Origin of the sequence: Nonomuraea sp. NPDC049684 (assembly GCF_044465345.1) — a bacterium.
Classification (GTDB): domain Bacteria; phylum Actinomycetota; class Actinomycetes; order Streptosporangiales; family Streptosporangiaceae; genus Nonomuraea.
In genome coordinates this window covers 1-19,129 of the sequence record NZ_JBITLO010000022.1, presented here as the reverse complement: position 1 = coordinate 19,129, position 19,129 = coordinate 1, and the positions used below count along the sequence as shown (strand labels likewise).

At 69.1% G+C, this 19,129-nt stretch carries 16 protein-coding genes; 12 read left to right on the top strand and 4 right to left on the bottom strand.

Going from position 1 to position 19,129, the window contains the following annotated elements:
• Window positions 1–10 precede the first annotated feature (10 nt).
• Window positions 11–1,519: an ABC transporter substrate-binding protein gene (locus tag ACIBST_RS43980; protein WP_397179430.1), complete on the bottom strand. Its 1,509-nt coding sequence runs from the start codon at window positions 1,517–1,519 to the stop codon at window positions 11–13.
• A gap of 596 nt (window positions 1,520–2,115) precedes the next feature.
• Here ACIBST_RS43980 and ACIBST_RS43975 point away from each other — a divergent pair.
• The 3 genes from ACIBST_RS43975 to ACIBST_RS43965 all read left to right on the top strand — a co-directional run bounded on the left by ACIBST_RS43975 (window position 2,116) and on the right by ACIBST_RS43965 (window position 4,200).
• A complete protein-coding gene (locus ACIBST_RS43975) occupies window positions 2,116–3,051 on the top strand; it encodes an ABC transporter permease (RefSeq protein WP_352320850.1) in 936 nt (311 codons plus the stop codon).
• On the top strand, window positions 3,044–3,910 hold the full coding sequence (locus tag ACIBST_RS43970; protein ID WP_397179429.1) for an ABC transporter ATP-binding protein: 867 nt from the start codon (window positions 3,044–3,046) through the stop codon (window positions 3,908–3,910). Before ACIBST_RS43975 ends, ACIBST_RS43970 begins: the two co-directional genes overlap by 8 nt.
• Before the next feature lie 134 nt (window positions 3,911–4,044).
• Entirely contained in the window at window positions 4,045–4,200 is a 156-nt protein-coding gene (locus tag ACIBST_RS43965; protein WP_185845322.1) for a hypothetical protein, read from the top strand.
• Between the two features lie 510 nt (window positions 4,201–4,710).
• Here ACIBST_RS43965 and ACIBST_RS43960 read toward each other — a convergent pair.
• Window positions 4,711–5,625, bottom strand: coding sequence for a hypothetical protein (locus ACIBST_RS43960; protein ID WP_397179428.1), 915 nt, complete (start codon window positions 5,623–5,625; stop codon window positions 4,711–4,713).
• A 465-nt stretch (window positions 5,626–6,090) separates the two neighbouring features.
• A complete protein-coding gene (locus ACIBST_RS43955) occupies window positions 6,091–7,407 on the bottom strand; it encodes a KamA family radical SAM protein (protein WP_397179427.1) in 1,317 nt (438 codons plus the stop codon).
• A gap of 175 nt (window positions 7,408–7,582) precedes the next feature.
• Here ACIBST_RS43955 and ACIBST_RS43950 point away from each other — a divergent pair, with 175 nt between their 5' ends.
• The 5 genes from ACIBST_RS43950 to ACIBST_RS43930 all read left to right on the top strand — a co-directional run bounded on the left by ACIBST_RS43950 (window position 7,583) and on the right by ACIBST_RS43930 (window position 14,830).
• Entirely contained in the window at window positions 7,583–8,143 is a 561-nt protein-coding gene (locus ACIBST_RS43950) for a DUF1707 domain-containing protein (protein ID WP_397179426.1), read from the top strand.
• A gap of 155 nt (window positions 8,144–8,298) precedes the next feature.
• Window positions 8,299–9,318: a phosphate acyltransferase PlsX gene (gene plsX / locus ACIBST_RS43945; protein WP_397179425.1), complete on the top strand. Its 1,020-nt coding sequence runs from the start codon at window positions 8,299–8,301 to the stop codon at window positions 9,316–9,318.
• Between the two features lie 41 nt (window positions 9,319–9,359).
• Complete coding sequence (locus ACIBST_RS43940) at window positions 9,360–11,651, top strand: HAD-IC family P-type ATPase (protein ID WP_397179424.1); 2,292 nt, start codon at window positions 9,360–9,362, stop codon at window positions 11,649–11,651.
• Window positions 11,648–13,375 (top strand): arginine--tRNA ligase, encoded by a 1,728-nt coding sequence (argS, locus tag ACIBST_RS43935; RefSeq protein WP_358298708.1) that lies wholly within the window; start codon window positions 11,648–11,650, stop codon window positions 13,373–13,375. Before ACIBST_RS43940 ends, argS begins: the two co-directional genes overlap by 4 nt.
• A 162-nt stretch (window positions 13,376–13,537) precedes the next feature.
• A complete protein-coding gene (locus ACIBST_RS43930) occupies window positions 13,538–14,830 on the top strand; it encodes a hypothetical protein (RefSeq protein WP_397179423.1) in 1,293 nt (430 codons plus the stop codon).
• Between the two features lie 6 nt (window positions 14,831–14,836).
• Here ACIBST_RS43930 and ACIBST_RS43925 read toward each other — a convergent pair whose 3' ends face one another.
• Entirely contained in the window at window positions 14,837–15,220 is a 384-nt protein-coding gene (locus tag ACIBST_RS43925) for a cell division protein SepF (protein WP_352320833.1), read from the bottom strand.
• A gap of 170 nt (window positions 15,221–15,390) precedes the next feature.
• On the opposite strand from ACIBST_RS43925, the gene ACIBST_RS43920 reads away from it, so the two are divergent.
• The 4 genes from ACIBST_RS43920 (at window position 15,391) to ACIBST_RS43905 (ending at window position 17,991) form a co-directional block, all read left to right on the top strand.
• Window positions 15,391–16,161, top strand: coding sequence for a PhzF family phenazine biosynthesis protein (locus ACIBST_RS43920; protein WP_397179422.1), 771 nt, complete (start codon window positions 15,391–15,393; stop codon window positions 16,159–16,161).
• Between the two features lie 98 nt (window positions 16,162–16,259).
• Window positions 16,260–16,694: an Hsp20/alpha crystallin family protein gene (locus tag ACIBST_RS43915; protein WP_397179421.1), complete on the top strand. Its 435-nt coding sequence runs from the start codon at window positions 16,260–16,262 to the stop codon at window positions 16,692–16,694.
• Window positions 16,695–16,750: 56 nt separating this feature from the next.
• On the top strand, window positions 16,751–17,062 hold the full coding sequence (locus tag ACIBST_RS43910) for a MerR family transcriptional regulator (protein WP_397179420.1): 312 nt from the start codon (window positions 16,751–16,753) through the stop codon (window positions 17,060–17,062).
• Between the two features lie 473 nt (window positions 17,063–17,535).
• Window positions 17,536–17,991 carry a hypothetical protein gene (locus ACIBST_RS43905; protein ID WP_397179419.1) on the top strand — a complete coding sequence of 152 codons (456 nt, stop codon included), beginning with the start codon at window positions 17,536–17,538 and terminating at the stop codon, window positions 17,989–17,991.
• Window positions 17,992–19,129 lie beyond the last annotated feature (1,138 nt).

Below are 19,129 nucleotides of genomic sequence, written 5' to 3'. Positions count from 1 at the left end.
GCGAATGACGTCAGGCCTTCTCGATGTCGGCCCACTGAACCTGGTTGAGCAGGTTCAGCTTGACGCCCTTGACCTTGGCGGAGTGTCCGAAGTTGCTCCGGTAGAAGTAGACCGGGATGTACGGCATGTCCTTGATCAGGATGTCGTCGGCCTGCTGGTAGAGCTTGAGGCCCTCGGCGGCGTCGGCGGCCTGGTCGCCCTTGGCGACGATGTCGTCGAACTCCTTGTTCTCGTAACCGCCGTAGTTCGAGCCGGTCGAGATGGCCTGGGTGCCGAAGATCGGCGTCAGGTAGTTCTCGGCCGACGGGTAGTCGATCGACCAGCCCATGCGGAACAGGCCCTTGTACTTCTTGGCGTCCAGGTCGTCCAGGATGGCCTTGAAGTTCTCGAACGGCTTCGGCGTGACCTCGATGCCCAGGTTGGCGCGGAGGTTGTTGGCGACGGCCTCGATCCACTCCTTGTGGCCGCCGTCGCCGTTGTAGCCGAGCTCCAGCTTGGTCGGGCCCTTGGCGTCGGCGTAGAGCTTCTTCGCCTCGGCCGGGTTGTACGTGCAGGCCGTGCAGGCGCCCTGACGGTAACCGGGGATGGCCGGGTTGATGAAGTCGTCGGCCGGGGCGCGGGTGCCCGCGAAGACCGTCTCGGTGATGGTCTTGCGGTCGATGGCCATGGAGATGGCCTTGCGCACGTCCGGGTTCTTGAACTCGGGGTTGTACTTCAGCGGGACGCCGATGTAACCGACAGAGGCGTCGGGCTCGTCGAAGTAACGGTCGCCGAGGACGGACTTGGCGGTCGCGATCGCCGAGGCGGGCAGCGAGTCGTCCACGTCCAGGTTCTCGGCCTGGAGGTCCTGGAAGGCGGTCTCGGCCGAGCTGTAGATCTTGAACTGCAGCTTGGTCCAGTTCTTCGGCTTGGGGCCGGGGAACTTGTCGTAGACCGTCATGTCGATGGTCTGCGCGCCGCCCTTCTTGTAGGGCTTGTCGACCTTGAACAGGCCCTGGCCGATCGGCTGCTCGCCGTAGGCCTGGGTCACCTTGCCGTCGGCGCCGAGCGCGGAGGCCGGCAGCGGGTAGAAGGCGGTGTACCCGAGCATCGTCTTGAACTGCGAGAACGGTGCGGACAGCGTCACCTCAAGGGTGCTGTCGTCGACAGCCTTGAGGCCCTTCATCTCCTTGGCCGTCGGCGTCTTGCCCTCGCCCGGGTGGACGTCGGCGAAGCCGTCGATGCGGGAGAAGAAGGCGGAGGAGCTCATGGCGTTGTCCTGGTTGGCGCCATAGTTCCAGGCCCGCGCGTAGTCGGCTGCGGTGACCGGCTTGCCGTCGTGCCAGGTGTAACCGGCCTTGAGCTTGATCGTCCAGACCTTGCTGTCCTGGGTGGTGATCGACTCGGCGGCCTCTTCAACCGGCTGCTTGTTCTCGTCGTACTTGACGAGCGGCGAGAACACCGCGGCGAGGACTTCGGAGCCCTCGGTCTCGGTGGTGTTCAGCGGGTTGAGGAGCTCCTGAGGCTCACCGATCTCCATGCGGACCGGCGTTTCGCCGCCGCCCGCGGCAGTGCCGCCGTCCGAGGCACCGCCGCCACACGCGGCAACCGCGAGGGCGAGCAGCGCGGTACCGGCGACGATCTGTGCGCCCTTAGTAACACGCATGGTGAAAAAAATCCTCCCTCTACAGGTGGGCGACAGCGCTGAGCTGCGGTGATGGTAAGCAGCCTGACGGGGGGTTCCTGGTATCCCCCGGATTTGGCTGACATGGTCAAACCAGCCGACGCCCTGCCAGTCGATCGCGACTATCCCTTACTACTTGCCACCAGCGAGTCTCTGGCGCGTTGCAGTTCGGTCACACGTGCGCCAATCCAGCGTCACAGACATTCTTCCTGCAATAGTACAAACACCCCAAGGATGCTCAAACAGGTCAAGCTTCGACGTGAACGGCGGATGAAAATTACCCCCTACAGGACCGTGGTCGCGCCCTTCCCGCCATGGCCCGCCTCGCTGGGCTACGGTTGAGCGAGTCTTGACGGCACCTTGGAACCTGGCGCCCCAAGACTCCGTCCAAGCATCTGCCGCGTCCCTCGCGGCAGGCACCCCACCGACCTGGATCCAATAGAGTCCTAGCCATGAGCCAGCCGGAATCCGCTGTCGCGGACGCCCAGGCGGGCGGCCGAAGCGGGCAGGAGCCGCTGGCCAAGCTCGCCGAGAGATACGGACTTCGCCGTGCCATCGCGCGGCCGAGGTTCCCTGTCTATCTGCGCCAGCTCTGGGAGCGGCGACACTTCATCCTGACGTACGCGACGTCCCGCAACGTCTCGAAGTACTCCAGCTCGGCCCTGGGCCAGCTGTGGCAGGTGCTGACCCCCCTCCTCAACGCCGGCATCTACTACGTGATGTTCGGCGTCATCCTGGGCGGCCGGGGCGGCATCGAGAACTACCCGGCCTTCCTGCTGACCGGGATGTTCGTCTTCACCTACACCCAGCGCGTGGTGACGGCGGGCGCCAAGTCGATCTCCGGCAACCTGTCGATGATCCGCGCCCTGCACTTCCCGCGCGCGTCGCTGCCGCTGGCGTACACGATCCAGGAGTTGCAGCAGCTCGCCATCTCCATGGGCGTGCTCCTCGTCATCGTGACGGCCACCGGCGAGTGGCCCACCTGGTTCTGGCTCATGATCCCGGTGGTGCTGGCGCTCCAGACGATGTTCAACATCGGGGCCAGCCTGGTGATCGCGCGGATGGGCGCCCAGATGCGCGACCTCAACCAGTTGCTGCCGTTCATCACCCGCACCTGGCTCTACGCCTCGGGCGTCTTCTTCTCGATCCAGGACAAGGTGGTCGGGTCCGCGAAGCTCCCGCAGTGGGTCGCCGACGTGATGTACCTGAACCCGACGGCCTCCTACATCGAGTGGATGCGCGACATCCTCATCAAGAGTTACCACCCGCAAAACGGACACTACCCCCCGACCATGGTGTGGGTGTCTTGCGTATTCTGGGCAGTGTTCTCACTCGGCTTCGGCTTCTGGTACTTCTGGCGGTCCGAGGAGAGGTACGGGCGTGGCTGAACTGACCGAGGAGCTGTCACAGGTGAAGGGCGAGGAGCCCGCCGTCCGCGGCAAGGACGTGAGGGTGCACCCCAACCCGGAGCCCCGGGGCAAGAGTCCGCTCGACGTACCCACGGGCACCCCGACCGTCATCGTCGACGACCTGCACATCGTCTACCGCGTCTACGGCACGGCCTCCGACAACGAGAAGGGCAACGCGGTCAACGCCCTCACGCGCCTGCTGAAGCGCCAGGGCCGTCCGCAGATGAAGGAGGTCCACGCGGTCAAGGGCGTGACCTTCGTGGCCTACCACGGCGACGCCATCGGCATCGTGGGCCGCAACGGGTCGGGCAAGTCCACGTTGCTGCGCGCCATCGCCGGCCTCCTCCCGCCGCACGAGGGCGCCGTCTACACCGACGGCCAGCCGTCGCTGCTCGGCGTCAACGCCGCGCTCATGCGCGAGCTGACCGGTGAGCGCAACATCGTCCTCGGCTGTTACGCCATGGGCATGACGCCGGCGGAGGTCAAGGAGAAGTACCAGGAGATCGTCGACTTCTCCGGCATCGACGAGTTCGTCCAGCTGCCCATGTCCACGTACTCGTCGGGCATGGGCGCGCGGCTGCGCTTCGCCATCTCCTCGGCCAAGACCCACGACGTCCTGCTCATCGACGAGGCCCTGGCCACGGGCGACCGCGAGTTCCGCAAGAAGAGCGAGGCCCGCATCCGGCAGATCCGCGAGTCCGCCGGCACGGTCTTCCTGGTCGCCCACGACCTCAAGGTCATCGAGGAGACCTGCAACCGGGTCATCTGGCTGCACAAGGGCAAGATCCGGATGGACGGCGACCCGAAGGAAGTCATCGCCGCCTACAACAAGGGCTGAGCCCGCCCGCTTTTCGATCACCTGCGCGAAACGTGGGTGACTCGCGCGCCGAAACACTGACACCGTGACTGCCGTTCCGATAGTATTCGAACGCGGATTCGATCCAAGGAACGCTGATGGAGTGGGGGCGCGCGATGGGAGAGCTTTCGGCCGCGATCGACCACCTGGCCATCGAAGACGTGGCCGAGATCCCCAGGATGCAGCTCGCCGAGCAGCTGCTGGAGCTTCACTGGCAGATGGCCCGGTTGCAGGCCCAGATAGCCCGGCGCACCGGCGTCCGGCTGCCCTAGCGGGCCGCGCCGCGCAAGGGGGGACATGAGAAGGCCGCCGACCCCGTGGCGGGGCCGGCGGCGGGCTCGGCGCGGCGCCGCTGCCCTGCAGTCAGCGGCGGCACGCGGGTGCGAACCCCCGGGCCGGAGCGCATCCGCCCAGACCCGTGGCGGGCCCGTCCGCCCGAGCGGCGGACCCGCGACCGACGCGCGGCAGTGCCGCCGGGGCGCTCGGCACCTTGTGAGCGCACACCATCGGCCTGTCCTGTCGGTGCGACGACGCCCCCGTCGTTCCGCGGGCGTCCACCGACGCCGGGGAGAGCGGGAACCCGCCGTCGCGGGAACAACCTGGCACCTGAACGCGGGCCACCTCACGGCCGTCACGGCCGGTTCGCGAGCGTCGGCACCTTGGACGCCGGCGAACCGCCGCACGGCCCTCGGCGGGGCCGCGTGCGCGCGTCGTCACGTCATGTCCGGGACGCGCCCGCGCGGGTCACGTCCGCGACACGTTCGGGACGCGCCGCGCTCGCCTCAGTCGCGAACCCAGGAGCCCCGCACCGAGCTCGTCAGCGCGTCGCTGCTCCAGCCGAGGGCGGAGACCATGTCGCTGTAGGAGCCGGCGGCCTTGGAGCCGTTGGCCGAGACGAGGCCCGCGGTGTCCTGCATGAGCGGGGTGATCTCGTCGACGGACGCGGTCCGGGTGGTGCCCGGCAGCGCCTCGACGACCGGCGCGGCCTCGACGGGGGCGACCTGCCCGACCATCGGGGCCAGCTCGCCGCCGGACGCGTGCGGCAGGGCCATCCGGGCGGCGCGGGTGAGCCCGCCCATCCCGGACTCCATGGACAGGTCGCGCAGGCCCTTGGTGGCGCCCGTCATGGTCGTGGTGGCGGTGCCGGCCGTGCCGGAGCCCGTGCCGGGCAGCAGCGCGCCGCCGCCCACCTTGCCCATCGCGCCGCCGACCGAGGCCCCGGCCAGGGCGGTCATCGTGTCCATCGCGCCGCGCAGCGGGGCGCTCGTGCCGGCGTTGCTCTGGGGCGCGCCCTTGACCAGCGGCTGCGCCATGCGCGCGCCGCCGAGCAGTGGCAGCGACTTGGCCAGGCCCCGGCCGCCGCCGCCGATCGCGCCGCTGCTGAGGATGGGCGACAGCTCGGGCAGCGGGCCGCTCTGGCGGGTGACGTCCTCGGCCGCGTTCGGCGTCATCGCCAGGCTGGCGCGCCGGTTCTCGTCGGCGATGTCGCGCGCCCTGGCCTCGCCTGCGGCGTCGGCCGACTTGGACTTGCCGGCCCCGGTCAGGCCGCCGAGGCCGCCGCCCAGGCTGCTGAGCAGCCCGCCGCCGAGCAGCCCGCCGAGCAGGTCGAGCGGGCCTCCGCTGGTGCCCCCGCCCAGGCCGTCCAGCGGGACGATCTTGGCGGTGTGAGTGAATTGAACTTCTGCTTGAGCTGGCACGGCCAAAGCCGCCGCCAAGCCGAATGCTGTGACGGCAACGGCCGCCTTGACTACTCGATTCATGATTGCCTTCCCGGCTCGTGATCGATCGCTCTCGAATGCGGTGGAAATGCGAATCGATAACCCCCGAATGCCGTGGCGCACACGCTATGGGCACCACACGAAGCGTGCTGTCACGGCTGAGCTACGGAAGCAGTTGTATCACTGACGGTGATCGCCCGCAGGCGGCCGGAAAGCCCATGTAGCAGGGTTTGCAGCCCGGTTACCGAGTAAAGGGGGAGCGTTGAGCGGAGAGACAAAACGGGAAATACCCCGGTTTTGATTTCGATTCCGCGCGGACCCGATCGCCATCGGGACCGCGACGCCGACGTGCGCCCGCACGGCCCGCGAACAAGTGGTCGCATTAACAAATGTCACGGGCCGGGGGCGCACAATTCAGTGACGGTGGCGCGAGAACGCGACCACTCAGATGGGCAGCAAGGCGTCGGCCGGCTCGAACGGAAAACGCTCGGCGAACGCCGGGCGCAGATCCGTCAGCCAGACCGCGGACGGGTCGTACCTGGCGAAGAACGGCCGCCCGACCAGCTCCGGGTCGCGGGCCTGGATGAGGTGGAGCACGAAGACGCGCTCGCCGGCGATCTCGGTCACCCCGTCCACGCACACCTTGCCCGGCGTGGCCGACATGGACGGCCCCCGGACCGTACGGCAGAGCCCGGAGACGGTCGAGTAGGCGTCCCTGAAGATCTCGTACGCGCGGGCCAGCGGGACCGCGAAGTAGTCCTGCGGCCCGGTGTCGCGCTCGACGAACATGTAATAGGGAATCAGCCCCATCCTCAGCTGCCGCCGCCACATCGACGACCACACCTCGGGATCGTCGTTGATCGACCTGATCAGCGGCGCCTGGGTCCTGATCGTGGCCCCGCTGCCGAGGATGCGTTCGACCGCCGACTCCACCAGCGGCGAATCCAGCTCCCGCGGATGCGAGAAGTGGGCCATGAACGCCAGGTTCTTGCCGGCCTTCACCACCTCCTGGAACAGGCCGAGCGTGGCGTCGGCGTCGGGGTCGGTGGTGAAGCGCTGCGGCCAGTAGGCCAGCGCCTTGGTGCCGATGCGGATGGATTCGAGCTGGTCGAGGCCGAGCAGCGGCTCGATGTAGCGCCGGATCACCGGCTCGCCCATGATCATGGCGTCGCCGCCGGTGATCAGGACGCTGGTGACCTCGGGGTGGTGGCGGATGTAGGACACCATCCGGTCGATGTCGTCGGAGGCGAACTTCAGGTCCGCGTCCCCGATGAACTGCGCCCACCGGAAGCAGTAGGTGCAGTAGGCATGGCAGGTCTGCCCCTGTTTAGGGAAGATGAGCACTGTCTCTGGATATTTGTGCTGCATGCCGGGCACCGGTTCGTCGCCCATCCTCGGGACGTTGAGCTCCTTCTGCCCGGCCGGATGCGGATTGAGCTGCGCGCGGACGCGGTTGGCCTCGGCCTGGACCTCGCCGTTGGGCGCCTCGGCCTTGAGCAGGTCGGCCAGCCTGGCCACGTCCGCGGCGGGAAGCATGTCCTCCTGCGGGAAGACGAGGCGGTAGATGGGATCGTCGGGCGCCGCCGACCAATCTATGAGTTCATCCACGACATAGGCGTTCGTCCGGAAGGGCAGCACCGTGGCCACGGCGCGGACCCTCAGCCGCTCCTCGTCGTCCAGCCCCGCCCGTCGCAGGAGCTCGTCGAGGTGCTTGGACGTGTACGCCTTGAAGCGTCGGGTACCTGCCTGGTTCAAGATCACTAGGCCTTTCCCATCTTTTTTGTTCGATCGCGTGTAAACCTCACGACCCAGTCGCGCGTCTACGGTTCTTAATATCCGGACGCGACGCGCCGCGTCCCCGGTTCCACTGGGCTCCAAGTTTCCTTGCAGGTTTGACACTCGCGACATATCGCGAATCGACATACACTGATTCATCGTGACCGAGGATCTCGACCTGCGCGCCTCCGACGCCGACCGCGACCGCGTCGCGGCCCTGCTCGGCGACGCGCTCGCCACCGGAAGACTCACCAGCGTCGAGCACGCCGACCGTCTGGAGATCGCCTACACGGCGAAGACGATCGGCGAGCTCGTCCCCCTCACCCGGGACCTGCCCGAGGTGTCCCGCCCGTCCGCCCTGCCCGAGGCCATCGAGCACCAGGTGATCAGCTCGAAGTTCAGCAAGATCGTGCGCAAGGGGCGCTGGGTCGCCTCCCGGCGCACCAAGCTGTCGGCCCGCTTCGGCGCCCTCGTCATCGACCTGTCCGACGCCGTGCTGCCCGGCCGGGAGATCACCATCGAGACCGACGCGAAGTTCAGCAAGCTGATCGTCCGGGTGCCGGAGAACGCCCACGTCATCGACGAGGGCAGCTCGATCTTCGGCAAGCGCAACGTCAGCGGCGGCTCGGCGGGCGACGGCCCGCTGATCCGGGTCACCGGCTCGTCGAAGTTCTCCAAGGTCATCGTGACCCGCGGCCTCGACGACTGGAACCTCCACTGACGGGCCCCCGCGACTGGAACCGCCGCGCCGGGGAAGCAGGGAGGTCCACCCGCCGGTCGACCTGACATCCGGCCTGCCTACGATGCGGAGATACACGAGCCCGCGTACCGGCCCGGCCGGGCGACGGCGGGCTCGTCTGTCCCACGAGGTGACCATTGTCCGACAGCAGGCCCGTCGCGCTCGACGCCATGGGCGGCGACCACGCTCCCCACGAGATCGTGGCCGGCGCGGTCCACGCCGTACGGGAGCGCAAGCTGCCCATCGTGCTCGTCGGCTCACCCCGCATCCTGTACGAGGCCCTGGCCGACCACGACGCCACCAAAGAGGTCCCCATCGTCAGGGCGGAAGAGGCCCTGGCCATGGACGAAGGCGCCCTGGCCAGCCTGCGCCGCCCGCGCTCCAGCATCGCCATCGCCTGTCACCTCGTCCGCCGCGGCGACGCCTCGGCCGTGGTGTCGGCCGGCTCGACCGCGGGCATCGTCGCCACCGGCCGCCTCCGGCTCAAGGCCCAGCAGGGCGTCCTGCGACCGGCCATCGCCGTGGCGCTCCCGACGCTCCCCACCCCCACCCTCCTGGTGGACGCCGGCGCCAACGCCGAGGTCAAACCGGAGATGCTGCTGCAGTTCGCCCACCTCGGCGCGGCCTACGCCGAGCTGGCCTACGACATCCCCGAGCCCCGGGTCGGCCTGCTCACCATCGGCAGCGAGCCGGAGAAGGGCACCAAGCTCGTCAAACGCGCCCACGAACTGCTGCAGTCCTCCCCCGGCATCCGCTTCACCGGCAACGTCGAGGGCCACGACCTCCTCACCGGCAAGGTCGACGTCATCACCACGGACGGCTTCACCGGCAACGTCGCGCTCAAGACCATGGAAGGGGCGGTCCGGTACGCCTTCGGCGAGCTGGCCGAGACCATCGGCGAGAGCCGGATCGCCAAGTTCGGCGCGCTCATGCAACGCGGCCGCCTGCGCGAGCTGCGCCGGCGCCTCGACGCCGAGGCCCACGGCGGCGCCGTCCTGCTCGGGCTGAACGGGACGGTGGTGATCGCCCACGGCTCCTCCAGGGCGCCCGCGATCAGCGCCGCCTGCCAGGTCGCCGCCGACCTCTCCGCGGGCGGCATCGTCGCCAGGATCGGCGACCGGATCGCCGCCACGCATCGCTCACACAGACTCTGGTGACGCCGTAGTGTGTGAGACCGATCCACAGGAACGGGGGAAATGTGGACGGCCTCACCTCAGCACAGGTCGCAGGGGCGAAGACCAACGAGGTGCCGCGGCGGTCGAGCAGATCGCTCAGCGCGATCATCAGGGCGAACGTGTTCACCCTGTTCAACCTGGTCATCGGCGTGCTCTGGGCGCTGATCCTGATCTTCGGCGAGTGGCAGGACGGCCTGTTCGGCCTGGTGATCGTGGCCAACGCGCTGATCGGCATCGTCCAGGAGCTGCGCGCCAAGCGCACCCTCGACAAGCTCGCCGTGATCAACGAGGCTCCGGTCCGCGTCCGCCGCGACGGCCGTGAGCAGCAGGTCGAGCCGCACCGGGTCGTCCTCGGCGACCTGGTCCTGCTCGGCTCCGGCGACCGCCTGCTGGTCGACGGCGAGGTCGTCGGCTCCGACGGCCTGGAGGTCGACGAGTCGCTGCTGACCGGCGAGGCCGACCCGGTGCACAAGAAGCCCGGCGACCAGGTGTTGTCGGGCAGCTTCGCGGTCGCCGGCGCCGGCGCGTACGTCGCCACCCGCGTCGGCACCGACGCCTACGCCGTGCGGCTGGCGGAGGAGGCCAGCAAGTTCCACCTCGCCCACTCCGAGCTGCGCGAGGGCGTGGCGAACTTCATCAAGTACATCACCTGGCTGGTCGTGCCGATCGGCGCCCTGCTGATCTACAGCCAGCTGCACAACTCCGCCGACTTCTCCACCGCCATCACCGGCGCGGTCGCCGGCATCGTCACCATGATCCCCGAGGGCCTGGTGCTGATGACCTCGATCGCGTTCGCCGTCGGCGTCATCCGCCTCGGCCGGCGCAAGTGCCTGGTCCAGGAGCTGCCCGCGATCGAAGGGCTGGCCAGGGTCGACGTGCTCTGCCTGGACAAGACCGGCACCCTCACCGCCGCCGGCATGGACCTCGACCAGGTGCTCCCGCTGCGTGACGGCCAGCCGGTCGAGACCGCGCTGGCCGCCCTGGCCCACCTCGACGCCCGTCCCAACGCCACCGCCCAGGCCATCAGGGCCCGCTACCCCGCCCCCGCCGACGGCTGGTCGGCGGCCTCGTCCGTGCCCTTCTCCTCGGCCCGCAAGTGGAGCGGCGCCGACTTCGGCGGGCACGGCGCCTGGCTGCTGGGCGCCCCCGACGTGCTGCTGCACGACGGCGAAGGCTACGACAAGGCCGCCGAGCTGGCCGCCACCGGCACCCGCGTGCTCGTCCTGTGCCGCACGCCCGACCTGCGGGCCGCCCAGGACGGCGGGCCCGTCGAGCCCGTCGCGCTGGTCACCCTCAGGCAGCGGATCAGGCCCGACGCGCTCAAGACCCTCGGCTACTTCGCCAAGCAGGGCGTCACGGTCAAGGTGATCTCCGGCGACAACCCGGAGGCGGTCTCCGCCATCGCCATGAGCCTGAAGATCCCCGGCGGCGACCGTTCCATCGACGCCAGGACGCTCCCCCACGACGACCCCGCCAAGCTCGGCGAGCTGCTCGACTCCTACACCGTGTTCGGCCGGGTCAGCCCGCAGCAGAAGCGCCAGTTCGTCGGCGCGCTCCAGGCCCGCGGGCACACCGTGGCCATGACCGGCGACGGCGTCAACGACGTCCTCGCCCTCAAGGACGCCGACCTCGGCATCGCCATGGGCGCGGGCAGCCCGGCCACCAAGGCGGTGGCCCAGGTGGTGCTGCTGGACGACAAGTTCGCCACGCTGCCGCACGTCGTCGGCGAGGGCCGCCGGGTGCTGGCCAACATCGAACGCGTCTCCAACCTCTTCCTCACCAAGACCTTCTACGCGATCGTGCTGTCGCTGGCCGTCGGCGTGGCCGGGGTGATGTTCCCGTTCGCGCCCCGCCACTCCACCCTCACCAACGCGCTGACCATCGGCATCCCGGCGTTCTTCCTGGCGCTCGCGCCCACGGTCGAACGGGCGCGGCCGGGGTTCGTCCGGCGGGTGCTGCGCTTCGCCGTGCCGGCGGGGGTGCTGTGCGCGGGCGCGGTGCTGCTGTCGTTCTGGGCCGCGCACAGCGGCACCTCCACCCTGACCGAGGACCAGACGTCCGCGGTGATCACGCTCTTCCTCACCACGTGGTGGGTGCTCGTGCTGATCACCAGGCCGCTCAACTGGTGGCGGATCACGCTGCTGGCGTCCATGGCGGGGCTCTTCGCGCTCGCCCTGTCGCTGCCGCCCGTCCGGCGCTTCTTCGCCCTCGCGCCCGGCGACCTCAGCAACGACCTGACGGCCGTCGGCATCTCCCTGGTGGCCGCTGTTGCGATCAGCATCGCGGTCAAGGTCGCCGGTACCCTTAGAACATGACCGACCCGCAGATAGTGCTCACCGAGCGCGTCCAGCAGGCGCTGGCGAACGCGTTCGGCGCCGAGCACGCCGACGCAGACCCGCTGATCCGGCCCTCCCAGTTCGCCGACTTCCAGGCGAACGTCGCGATGAGCCTGGCCAAGCGCCTGCGACGGTCCCCGCGGGAGGTCGCCGAGGCGATCAAGGCCGAGCTGTCCGACTTCCCCGGCACGGTCGAGGTCAGCGGCCCCGGCTTCCTCAACATCACGCTCGCCGACTCCTGGATCGAGTCCCAGGCCGCGGGCATGCGCGACGACCAGCGCCTCGGCGTCGGCACGAGCACGCCCGCGCAGACCATCGTGATCGACTACTCCGCGCCCAACGCGGCCAAGGAGATGCACGTCGGCCACCTGCGCACCACCATCGTCGGCGACTCCCTGGCCCGCCTGCACGAACACCTCGGCAACAAGGTGATCAGGCAGAACCACCTGGGCGACTGGGGCACCCCGTTCGGCATGCTCATCGAGCACCTGCTCGACATCGGCGAGCCGGCCGCGGTCGCCCAGCTCGAAGCGGGCATGGGCACCGAGTTCTACCAGGCGGCGCGGGCCAAGTTCGACGCCGACGAGGGCTTCAAGCAGCGCGCCCGGGTCCGGGTCACCACCCTCCAGTCGGGCGACCCGGCCACCATGCGCCTGTGGCACGTCTTCATGGACGCCACCGTCCGGTACTTCAACAAGGTCTACTCCCTGCTCGGCGTCACGCTGACCGACGCCGACCTCGCCGGCGAGAGCATGTACAACCCCATGCTGGAGAAGACCTGCGCCGACCTGGAGTCGTCGGGCGTCGCCGTCCACAGCGAGGGCGCGCTCTGCCTGTTCCCGCCCGGCTTCACCGGCTCCGACGACAAGCCGCTGCCGCTCATCATCAGGAAGAGCGACGGCGGCTACGGCTACGCCTCCACCGACATGGCGGCGATCCGCTACCGCGTCCACGACCTGAAGGCCGACCGCATCCTCTACGTGGTGGGCGCCGACCAGGCGCTGCACTTCCGCATGGTGTTCGCCTCCGCGCAGATGGCCGGCTGGCTGCCCGACACCGTCTCGGCCGAGCACGTCCAGATCGGCATGATGCTCGGCAAGGACGGCCGCCGCTTCAAGACCAGGTCGGGCGAGTCCATCAAGCTGATGGACCTGCTCCAGGAGGGCGTCGAGCGGGCCTCGGCGGCCATCGCCGAACGCGGCTACGACGAGGCCACCCGCAACGAGATCGCCCTCGCCGTCGGCATGGGCGCGGTGAAGTACGCCGACCTGTCGGTCAGCCACGACAGCGAATACGTCTTCGACTACGACCGCATGCTGGGCTTCACCGGCAACACCGGCCCGTACATGCAGTACGCCACCGCCCGTATCCGGTCCATCTTCCGCAAGGCGGACATGGAGCCGGCGGCCGCCACGTCCCCGATCCTCCTGGCCGAGCCCGCCGAGCGCGCCCTGGCCCTCCACCTGCTCGGCTTCGGCACGCTCATCGAAGAGGTCACCGCCCGCTCCGAGCCCCACCGGCTGTGCAACTTCCTCTTCGAGACGTCGAGCCTGTTCAGCACGTTCTACGAGCAGTGCCCGGTGCTGCGGTCCGACGTCGAGCCCGAGACCCGCGCCTCGCGGCTGGCCCTGTGCGCGCTGACCCTGCGCGTGCTCGAAACCGGCCTCGACCTTCTGGGCGTCCCCGTCCCCGACCGCATGTAACAGGCAGTTGGCTCAAAGTCTCCCGTTCCGTCATGGGCGCGCCTCCACCGGGTTGGCGCGCCCTAACGGCTAGGCTTTACGCGGTCATGAACTGAGGCCGAAATGGGGGAGTTCTCTGCCTTGAGCACGGACCTGACTGCGAGCCCCCAAGCAGCGACGGAGTTGCAACGCTACGCCGAGGCGCTGCTTGCGCACCTCGCCGCCAATGGCACCGCTCCTCCCGCCGCTCCGGGCTTTCGCGACATACCCGGCCACTGGCTGCCCCCTGCCGTAGAAGCGCTGGTCGCCATCCTCGCCGGCGACGACCCGCTCGAACCGCTGAGCAGGGCCGCCGGCCGTGACCAGCAGCAGACCGCGCTCTTCCTGTGCCTGGCCCTGGCGGTGTCCGGCCAGGGCAGCCGCATCCACGCCTCCTGGCTCGGCACGGCCTTCGGCGAGCTGTCGCTCGACCGTCCCGTCACCCACGGCCAGCGCTCGCTCTGGCTGGCCGCCGCCCGCGGCGCCTACGGCCCGGCCGGCAAGATCTTCGTGCTGCGCAAGCTCGACGCGCTGGCCGTGCAGGAGCACGCCGACGTCGAGGAGTGGGTGCAGGCGCTGGTGCCCGGCGAGCCCGCGGTCGTCGTGCCGCCGTCGCTGGCCGACTTCCCGGAGATGGCCGAAATCCCCGACCTGGCCCGTCCGGCGGTCGCGGCCGCCCGCCTGGCCAGGCTGCGCGGCCGCTGCGCCGAGATCACCTCGGCCCGGCAGTCCGACCACGACTCCGCCGTCCCGCTCAGCAACAGCTCGGCCAGCCCGGCCGCGTCCTGGGCCGAGGACGAGCCGCTGGCGGTCCTGCGCGCCCAGATCGGGCAGGGCGGCCCGGCCGGCCCGATGGCCTCGCTGATCTCCCACCTGCTCGACGACCTGCGTCCCGGCGCCGACCCGCACCTGGCCGCCATCGCCCTGCACGTCGCCGCGCCCATCCTGCGGGGCCTGGCCGAGGAGCTCGAAGCCGACAGCCGGCTGACGCCGCCGGCCACGCTGACCGTCCCGCTGCTCGGCCACCGCATCCACCTGCGCCCCGAAGGCCCCGACGAGACCTCGATCGCCACGGCGGAGCACGCCATCCTCACCGAGGGCGTCGTGCCGCGCGGCCGGCCGTGGGCGGCGTTCGTGCTGATCGTGGCGGGCGTCGCGTGCCTGGCCGGAGCGGCGTTCAGCGCCTCGCTCCTGCTGGCCGCCGCCGGGGTGGCCATGCTCGGGCTGGGCGGCTGGCAGCTCTGGCAGCGCCACAAGACGATCGTCGCCGACGCCCGTTACGTGGCCGCCCAGGTCAACGAGCTGAAGGAGCTGGCCGAGGGCGCCGTCTGGGCCCTGCACGCCTACGCCAGAGAAGCGGACGCACGCGCGAAACAGGCCGCTGACGATGCAACCGAGCTCACCCGGCTGATTCGTCGCGGCCCGCGCGCTGCTTAGACCCGATCAGGTCGTCTCGATCTCCACGTGCGCCGGCGCGAGCAGGAACACGCGATCGGCGATGCGCTCGATCCGACCCTCGCAACCGAACGCGAGCCCGGCGGCGAAGTCGACCATCCTCGTCGCCTCGGGCATCGCCATGCCCGTGACGTCCATGATCACCGTCTGCCCGTCACGGAAGTGCTGACCGATCAACGGTGCGTCGTTGTACTTGAGCGGCTGGACCATGACGATTCGCGACGCGTCGACGTTCGCGCGCCACCGCCGGGCGGCCCGCTCCGTCGCCGGAACGTACTCGTCCTCGTAGTGCTCGTCGTCGTCATAGCCGTCGTCGTAGTGATCGACCCCGCTCAGGCCAAGGTAGTTCACCACCTTGCGCACTGCCCCCATCGGCTTGTCCTTTCCTCAGGAACTCACCGTAATCGGCACGTCCCTACACATTGGACGGTAACCGACGATTCCGCATTCGCCACGCGACACGCCCAGCCCTAATTCCATTTTGTACGGCTTGCAACCCGCTTGCATCTGGATATCCGTCCCCCCCGTATAGCATCGGCCACATGCGCCTGTTCACTGTAGACGCCTTCACCGACACAGCTTTCAAGGGTAATCCCGCAGGTGTCTGCCTGCTGGACTCTCCGGTTACTGATGGGTGGATGCAGAGCGTAGCCGCCGAGATGAACCTCTCCGAGACCGCCTTCCTGCTCGGCGATTCCCTACGGTGGTTCACCCCTGTGGTCGAGGTCACTCTCTGCGGTCATGCCACGCTGGCGACCGCTCACGTTCTGTATTCGACCGGCGCCGCGACCGGCCCCGTCGAATTCCGCACGGCGAGCGGAACGCTAACCGTGAATCGCGCCGCCGGAGACCTCATCACGATGGATTTCCCGGCCAAGGAGGTGACGCCCGTCACGGTTCCCGAGGGCCTGGAGAAAGCGCTCGGAGCCACCCCGGTGCGGGTCGGGAAAAGCGACCTGGACCTGCTGGTCGAGGTCGATTCAGAGGAGACGGTACGCGCCCTGCGCCCCGACATCACGGCCCTGTCGGCAGTGGAGGCGCGCGGCGTCATCGTCACCGCCCGCGGCACCGGCACGGATTTCGTCTCACGATTCTTCGCTCCCAACGTGGGCGTCGACGAGGATCCGGTGACGGGCTCGGCCCACTGCGCCCTGTCGCCGTACTGGTCCGCGCGGCTCGGCCGTACGGCTCTGACCGGTGCGCAGCTCTCCGCCAGAGGCGGCCTGGTCCACACCCGCCTCGACGGTGACCGCGTCCACCTCGCCGGCCATGCCGTGACCATCCTCACCGGCACACTCCTCACGCCCGGGTAAAAACTTCCTTACCTTCCTTGCTTCCCCCTGCTCAGCTCTCTAACCTACAAATCGAGTTGGAGGTTACCTACCACGACAGAAGCAGGAGGTTCGGAACCATGCTGCTGACTTCGATCGACCCGTTCTTCCAGGAGTTCGAGCGCCAGTTCAACCGGCTGGCCCGCCAGACCTTCGACAACGGCGGCGCCGCCACGATGCCGCTGGACGGCCTGCGCCGCGACGACGACGTGGTCCTGCGCTTCGACCTGCCCGGCATCGACCCGGACTCCATCGAGGTGACCGTCGACCGGGGTGTCCTCACCGTCAGCGCCCGCCGCGAGGAAGAGATCGCCGAGAACGAGCGCCTGTTCGTCCGCGAGCGCCCGATGGGCACGTTCACCAGGCGCGTCTACCTGTCGGAGCACCTTGACAGCGACCGCATCGACGCCGGCTACGCCAACGGCGTGCTCACCGTGCGCATCCCCGTCCTCGAACGCGCCAAGCCGCGCAAGGTGGAGATCCGGCGCAACGACACGAAGGCCATCCGGGCCTGACCCGGCACCGGGGGCGGGGCATCCCGGCCCCGCCCCCGATTCCCGAGGAGGCCACGATGCCCGAGCTGCCCTTCGATGACGAGCACGCCCCGCTCTACTCCCTGGGCCAGGTCGCCGACATGCTCCAGGTCCGCCAGGCCTACCTCCGCCGCCTGGACGATCACGACGTCATCAGCCCGAGCCGCTCATCCGGCGGCCAACGCCGCTACTCCCGCAGCGACATCCTGATCGTCCAGCACGTGACCGACCTCGCCGACCAGGGCATGACCTTGATCGCCATCCGCCGCATCCTGGAACTCGAACGCGAACTCGCCGACGTCCGCCGGCAACTCAAAGAAGCCCGCACCCGCCTCGGCGACCCCACCTAACCCAGACGCGCGGACTCCCCGCCCCCTCAACATTCGCCCAGACCACCGACGACGAGACGCTCCCCCACCATCCCCAACCGCTCGCACCACATCACCGCAAGGCCCCCCGGACATCAATCCCCCGCCCACCGCCAGCCGCCCACCGCCAGCCGCCCACCGCCGGCAGCCACCGACCACCAGCCACCGACCTCCGGATCCCGGCCCCCCGCCCCCAGCACCCGGCTCCCGGCTCCCGGCTCCCGGCTCCCGGCTCAAGAATCGCCCCCAGATCCCCGCCACCAGCCGACTCCGGCACAAACACCGCCCGGTCCTGTCGGGCGTAGGATGCGCCCTTGCCGCACCACCGCCCAGCCCCGACAGGACTCGCCACCATGAACCCCCATCACGAACACCTCCGCGCCCGCTTCCGAACCGCTCCGCTCCAACCCCCGCCCCCACCCTGGCGCCCCCTGCCCCCAGTAGCAGTCGGAGGCTTGACCGGCGTCGGCTTCGCCGAACACCCCGACTCGGGCGAAGACCTCATCCTCGCGACCTCCCACCAGGGACGCGGCATTCTCGACTGCGTCACCGGCCACCGCATAGCACGCGACCCCGACCCAGACCCAGCCTGGCCGGACGACTACACCCTCACCTGCCAAGGCATAGGACCTCTTGCAGCTACCACCATTAAGATCTCCGGCCTCCTGGGCGGCGGACTGCACACGACCACCACGACTGGATGGTCCATCGACATCGTCACACCCGACTGGCCCATCAAAAGCGTCCTACTGTCCAGCGGCGGAGACCCCTACCGCGACGAAGCCGGCTCAACCTGGTGGCACATCCACCGCGAAGAGGCCTGCGAACTCCGCGCAGCCGGCTTCTCCCCCACAGGCCGCACCCTCGCCATCGCCTCGAGCTCCACCCTAACCCTCTTCACCCACCCCTGACATGAAGCGAACCATCGGCCAAGCCACCCCACCGGCCAATCCGCAGATCCTCACCGAACTCACGATGCCCCCAGCCAGAGCCCCCAGCCAGAGCCCCCTGCCCCACAAGCTTCCGGCTCCTGCAGTACTACACAGTCACGCCACCAGCCCCGACGGTCAGAAGCAGGCTCGCCACCGCACCGGCATCCGTAGCGACAGTGACAAAGCACCAGGCATGAGCCAGCTCTTGGCTAGAAGCATCCAGGTCCGGCCCCCGCGAAAGTCCTGGTCATCGCCAAGGAGGGTCTGCTTCTTTGGCACGCCTCCCACAACCGGCTGCTGGGTACCACGGGCTGCCAGAGCCCACTCTTCGGGCCGCCAGCACACTGACAGCGCCCCTACCGCCCCCAGTGACGGCACTCCTGCGCCGACAGTGACGCCATCTGCCGCTGCCCACGCAGTGCCTGCACCCTCCACCGCGCCGCGGCCACCGAACACCGCGCTCACGAAAGCGCCCGGCGCCTCCAACGCCGCAAAGCGCAGCCGCCCTCCATCACGCCATACCTCGGGCACGCCACTACACCCCAAGGTCACCCCACCAGCCAAGCCCGATACCCGAACCCGCATTCGCGGCAGCGGCAGCGGCAGCGGCAGCGGCAGCCTACCCACGGGCATGCCCTTGCGCCTCACACCCCAACTCCCTGCGACAACACCCCGGAAAGACCAGGCCCTTCTACCTGACGATGCAGGTCAGTAGCAGTAGGTACGGGCGCAGGGCAGGTCCGGAAAGACGCTTCCCGTCCCCTGCCTCATCACTCCGCATCTCACCCGGGTCAGAATCCAAGCGCCACGTACCCGGAGCCACCGATGAAGCCCCGCGCATCAGCCCTCTCCCTGGGCCTACCCATCCCGCACTGTCGCCGGCTTCGGTTCGCACGGTGGGCGGCCCTCTGTGTGCCGCCAGGGACCTCTTGAGATACCAGCCGAGATCGACGAACTCGGCATGTGGGCGATGGCACGGTAATACAGCAGGGGAATCGAGAAACCAACGCTTTCTCCTCATGTGTCGACGACGCGTGAATACTGACCCCCAGGCGACAGCCGAAATCTGACCCCCTTGCAGTTCACTCTGGAGGGTGATCAAGGTGGAGGACTGGGC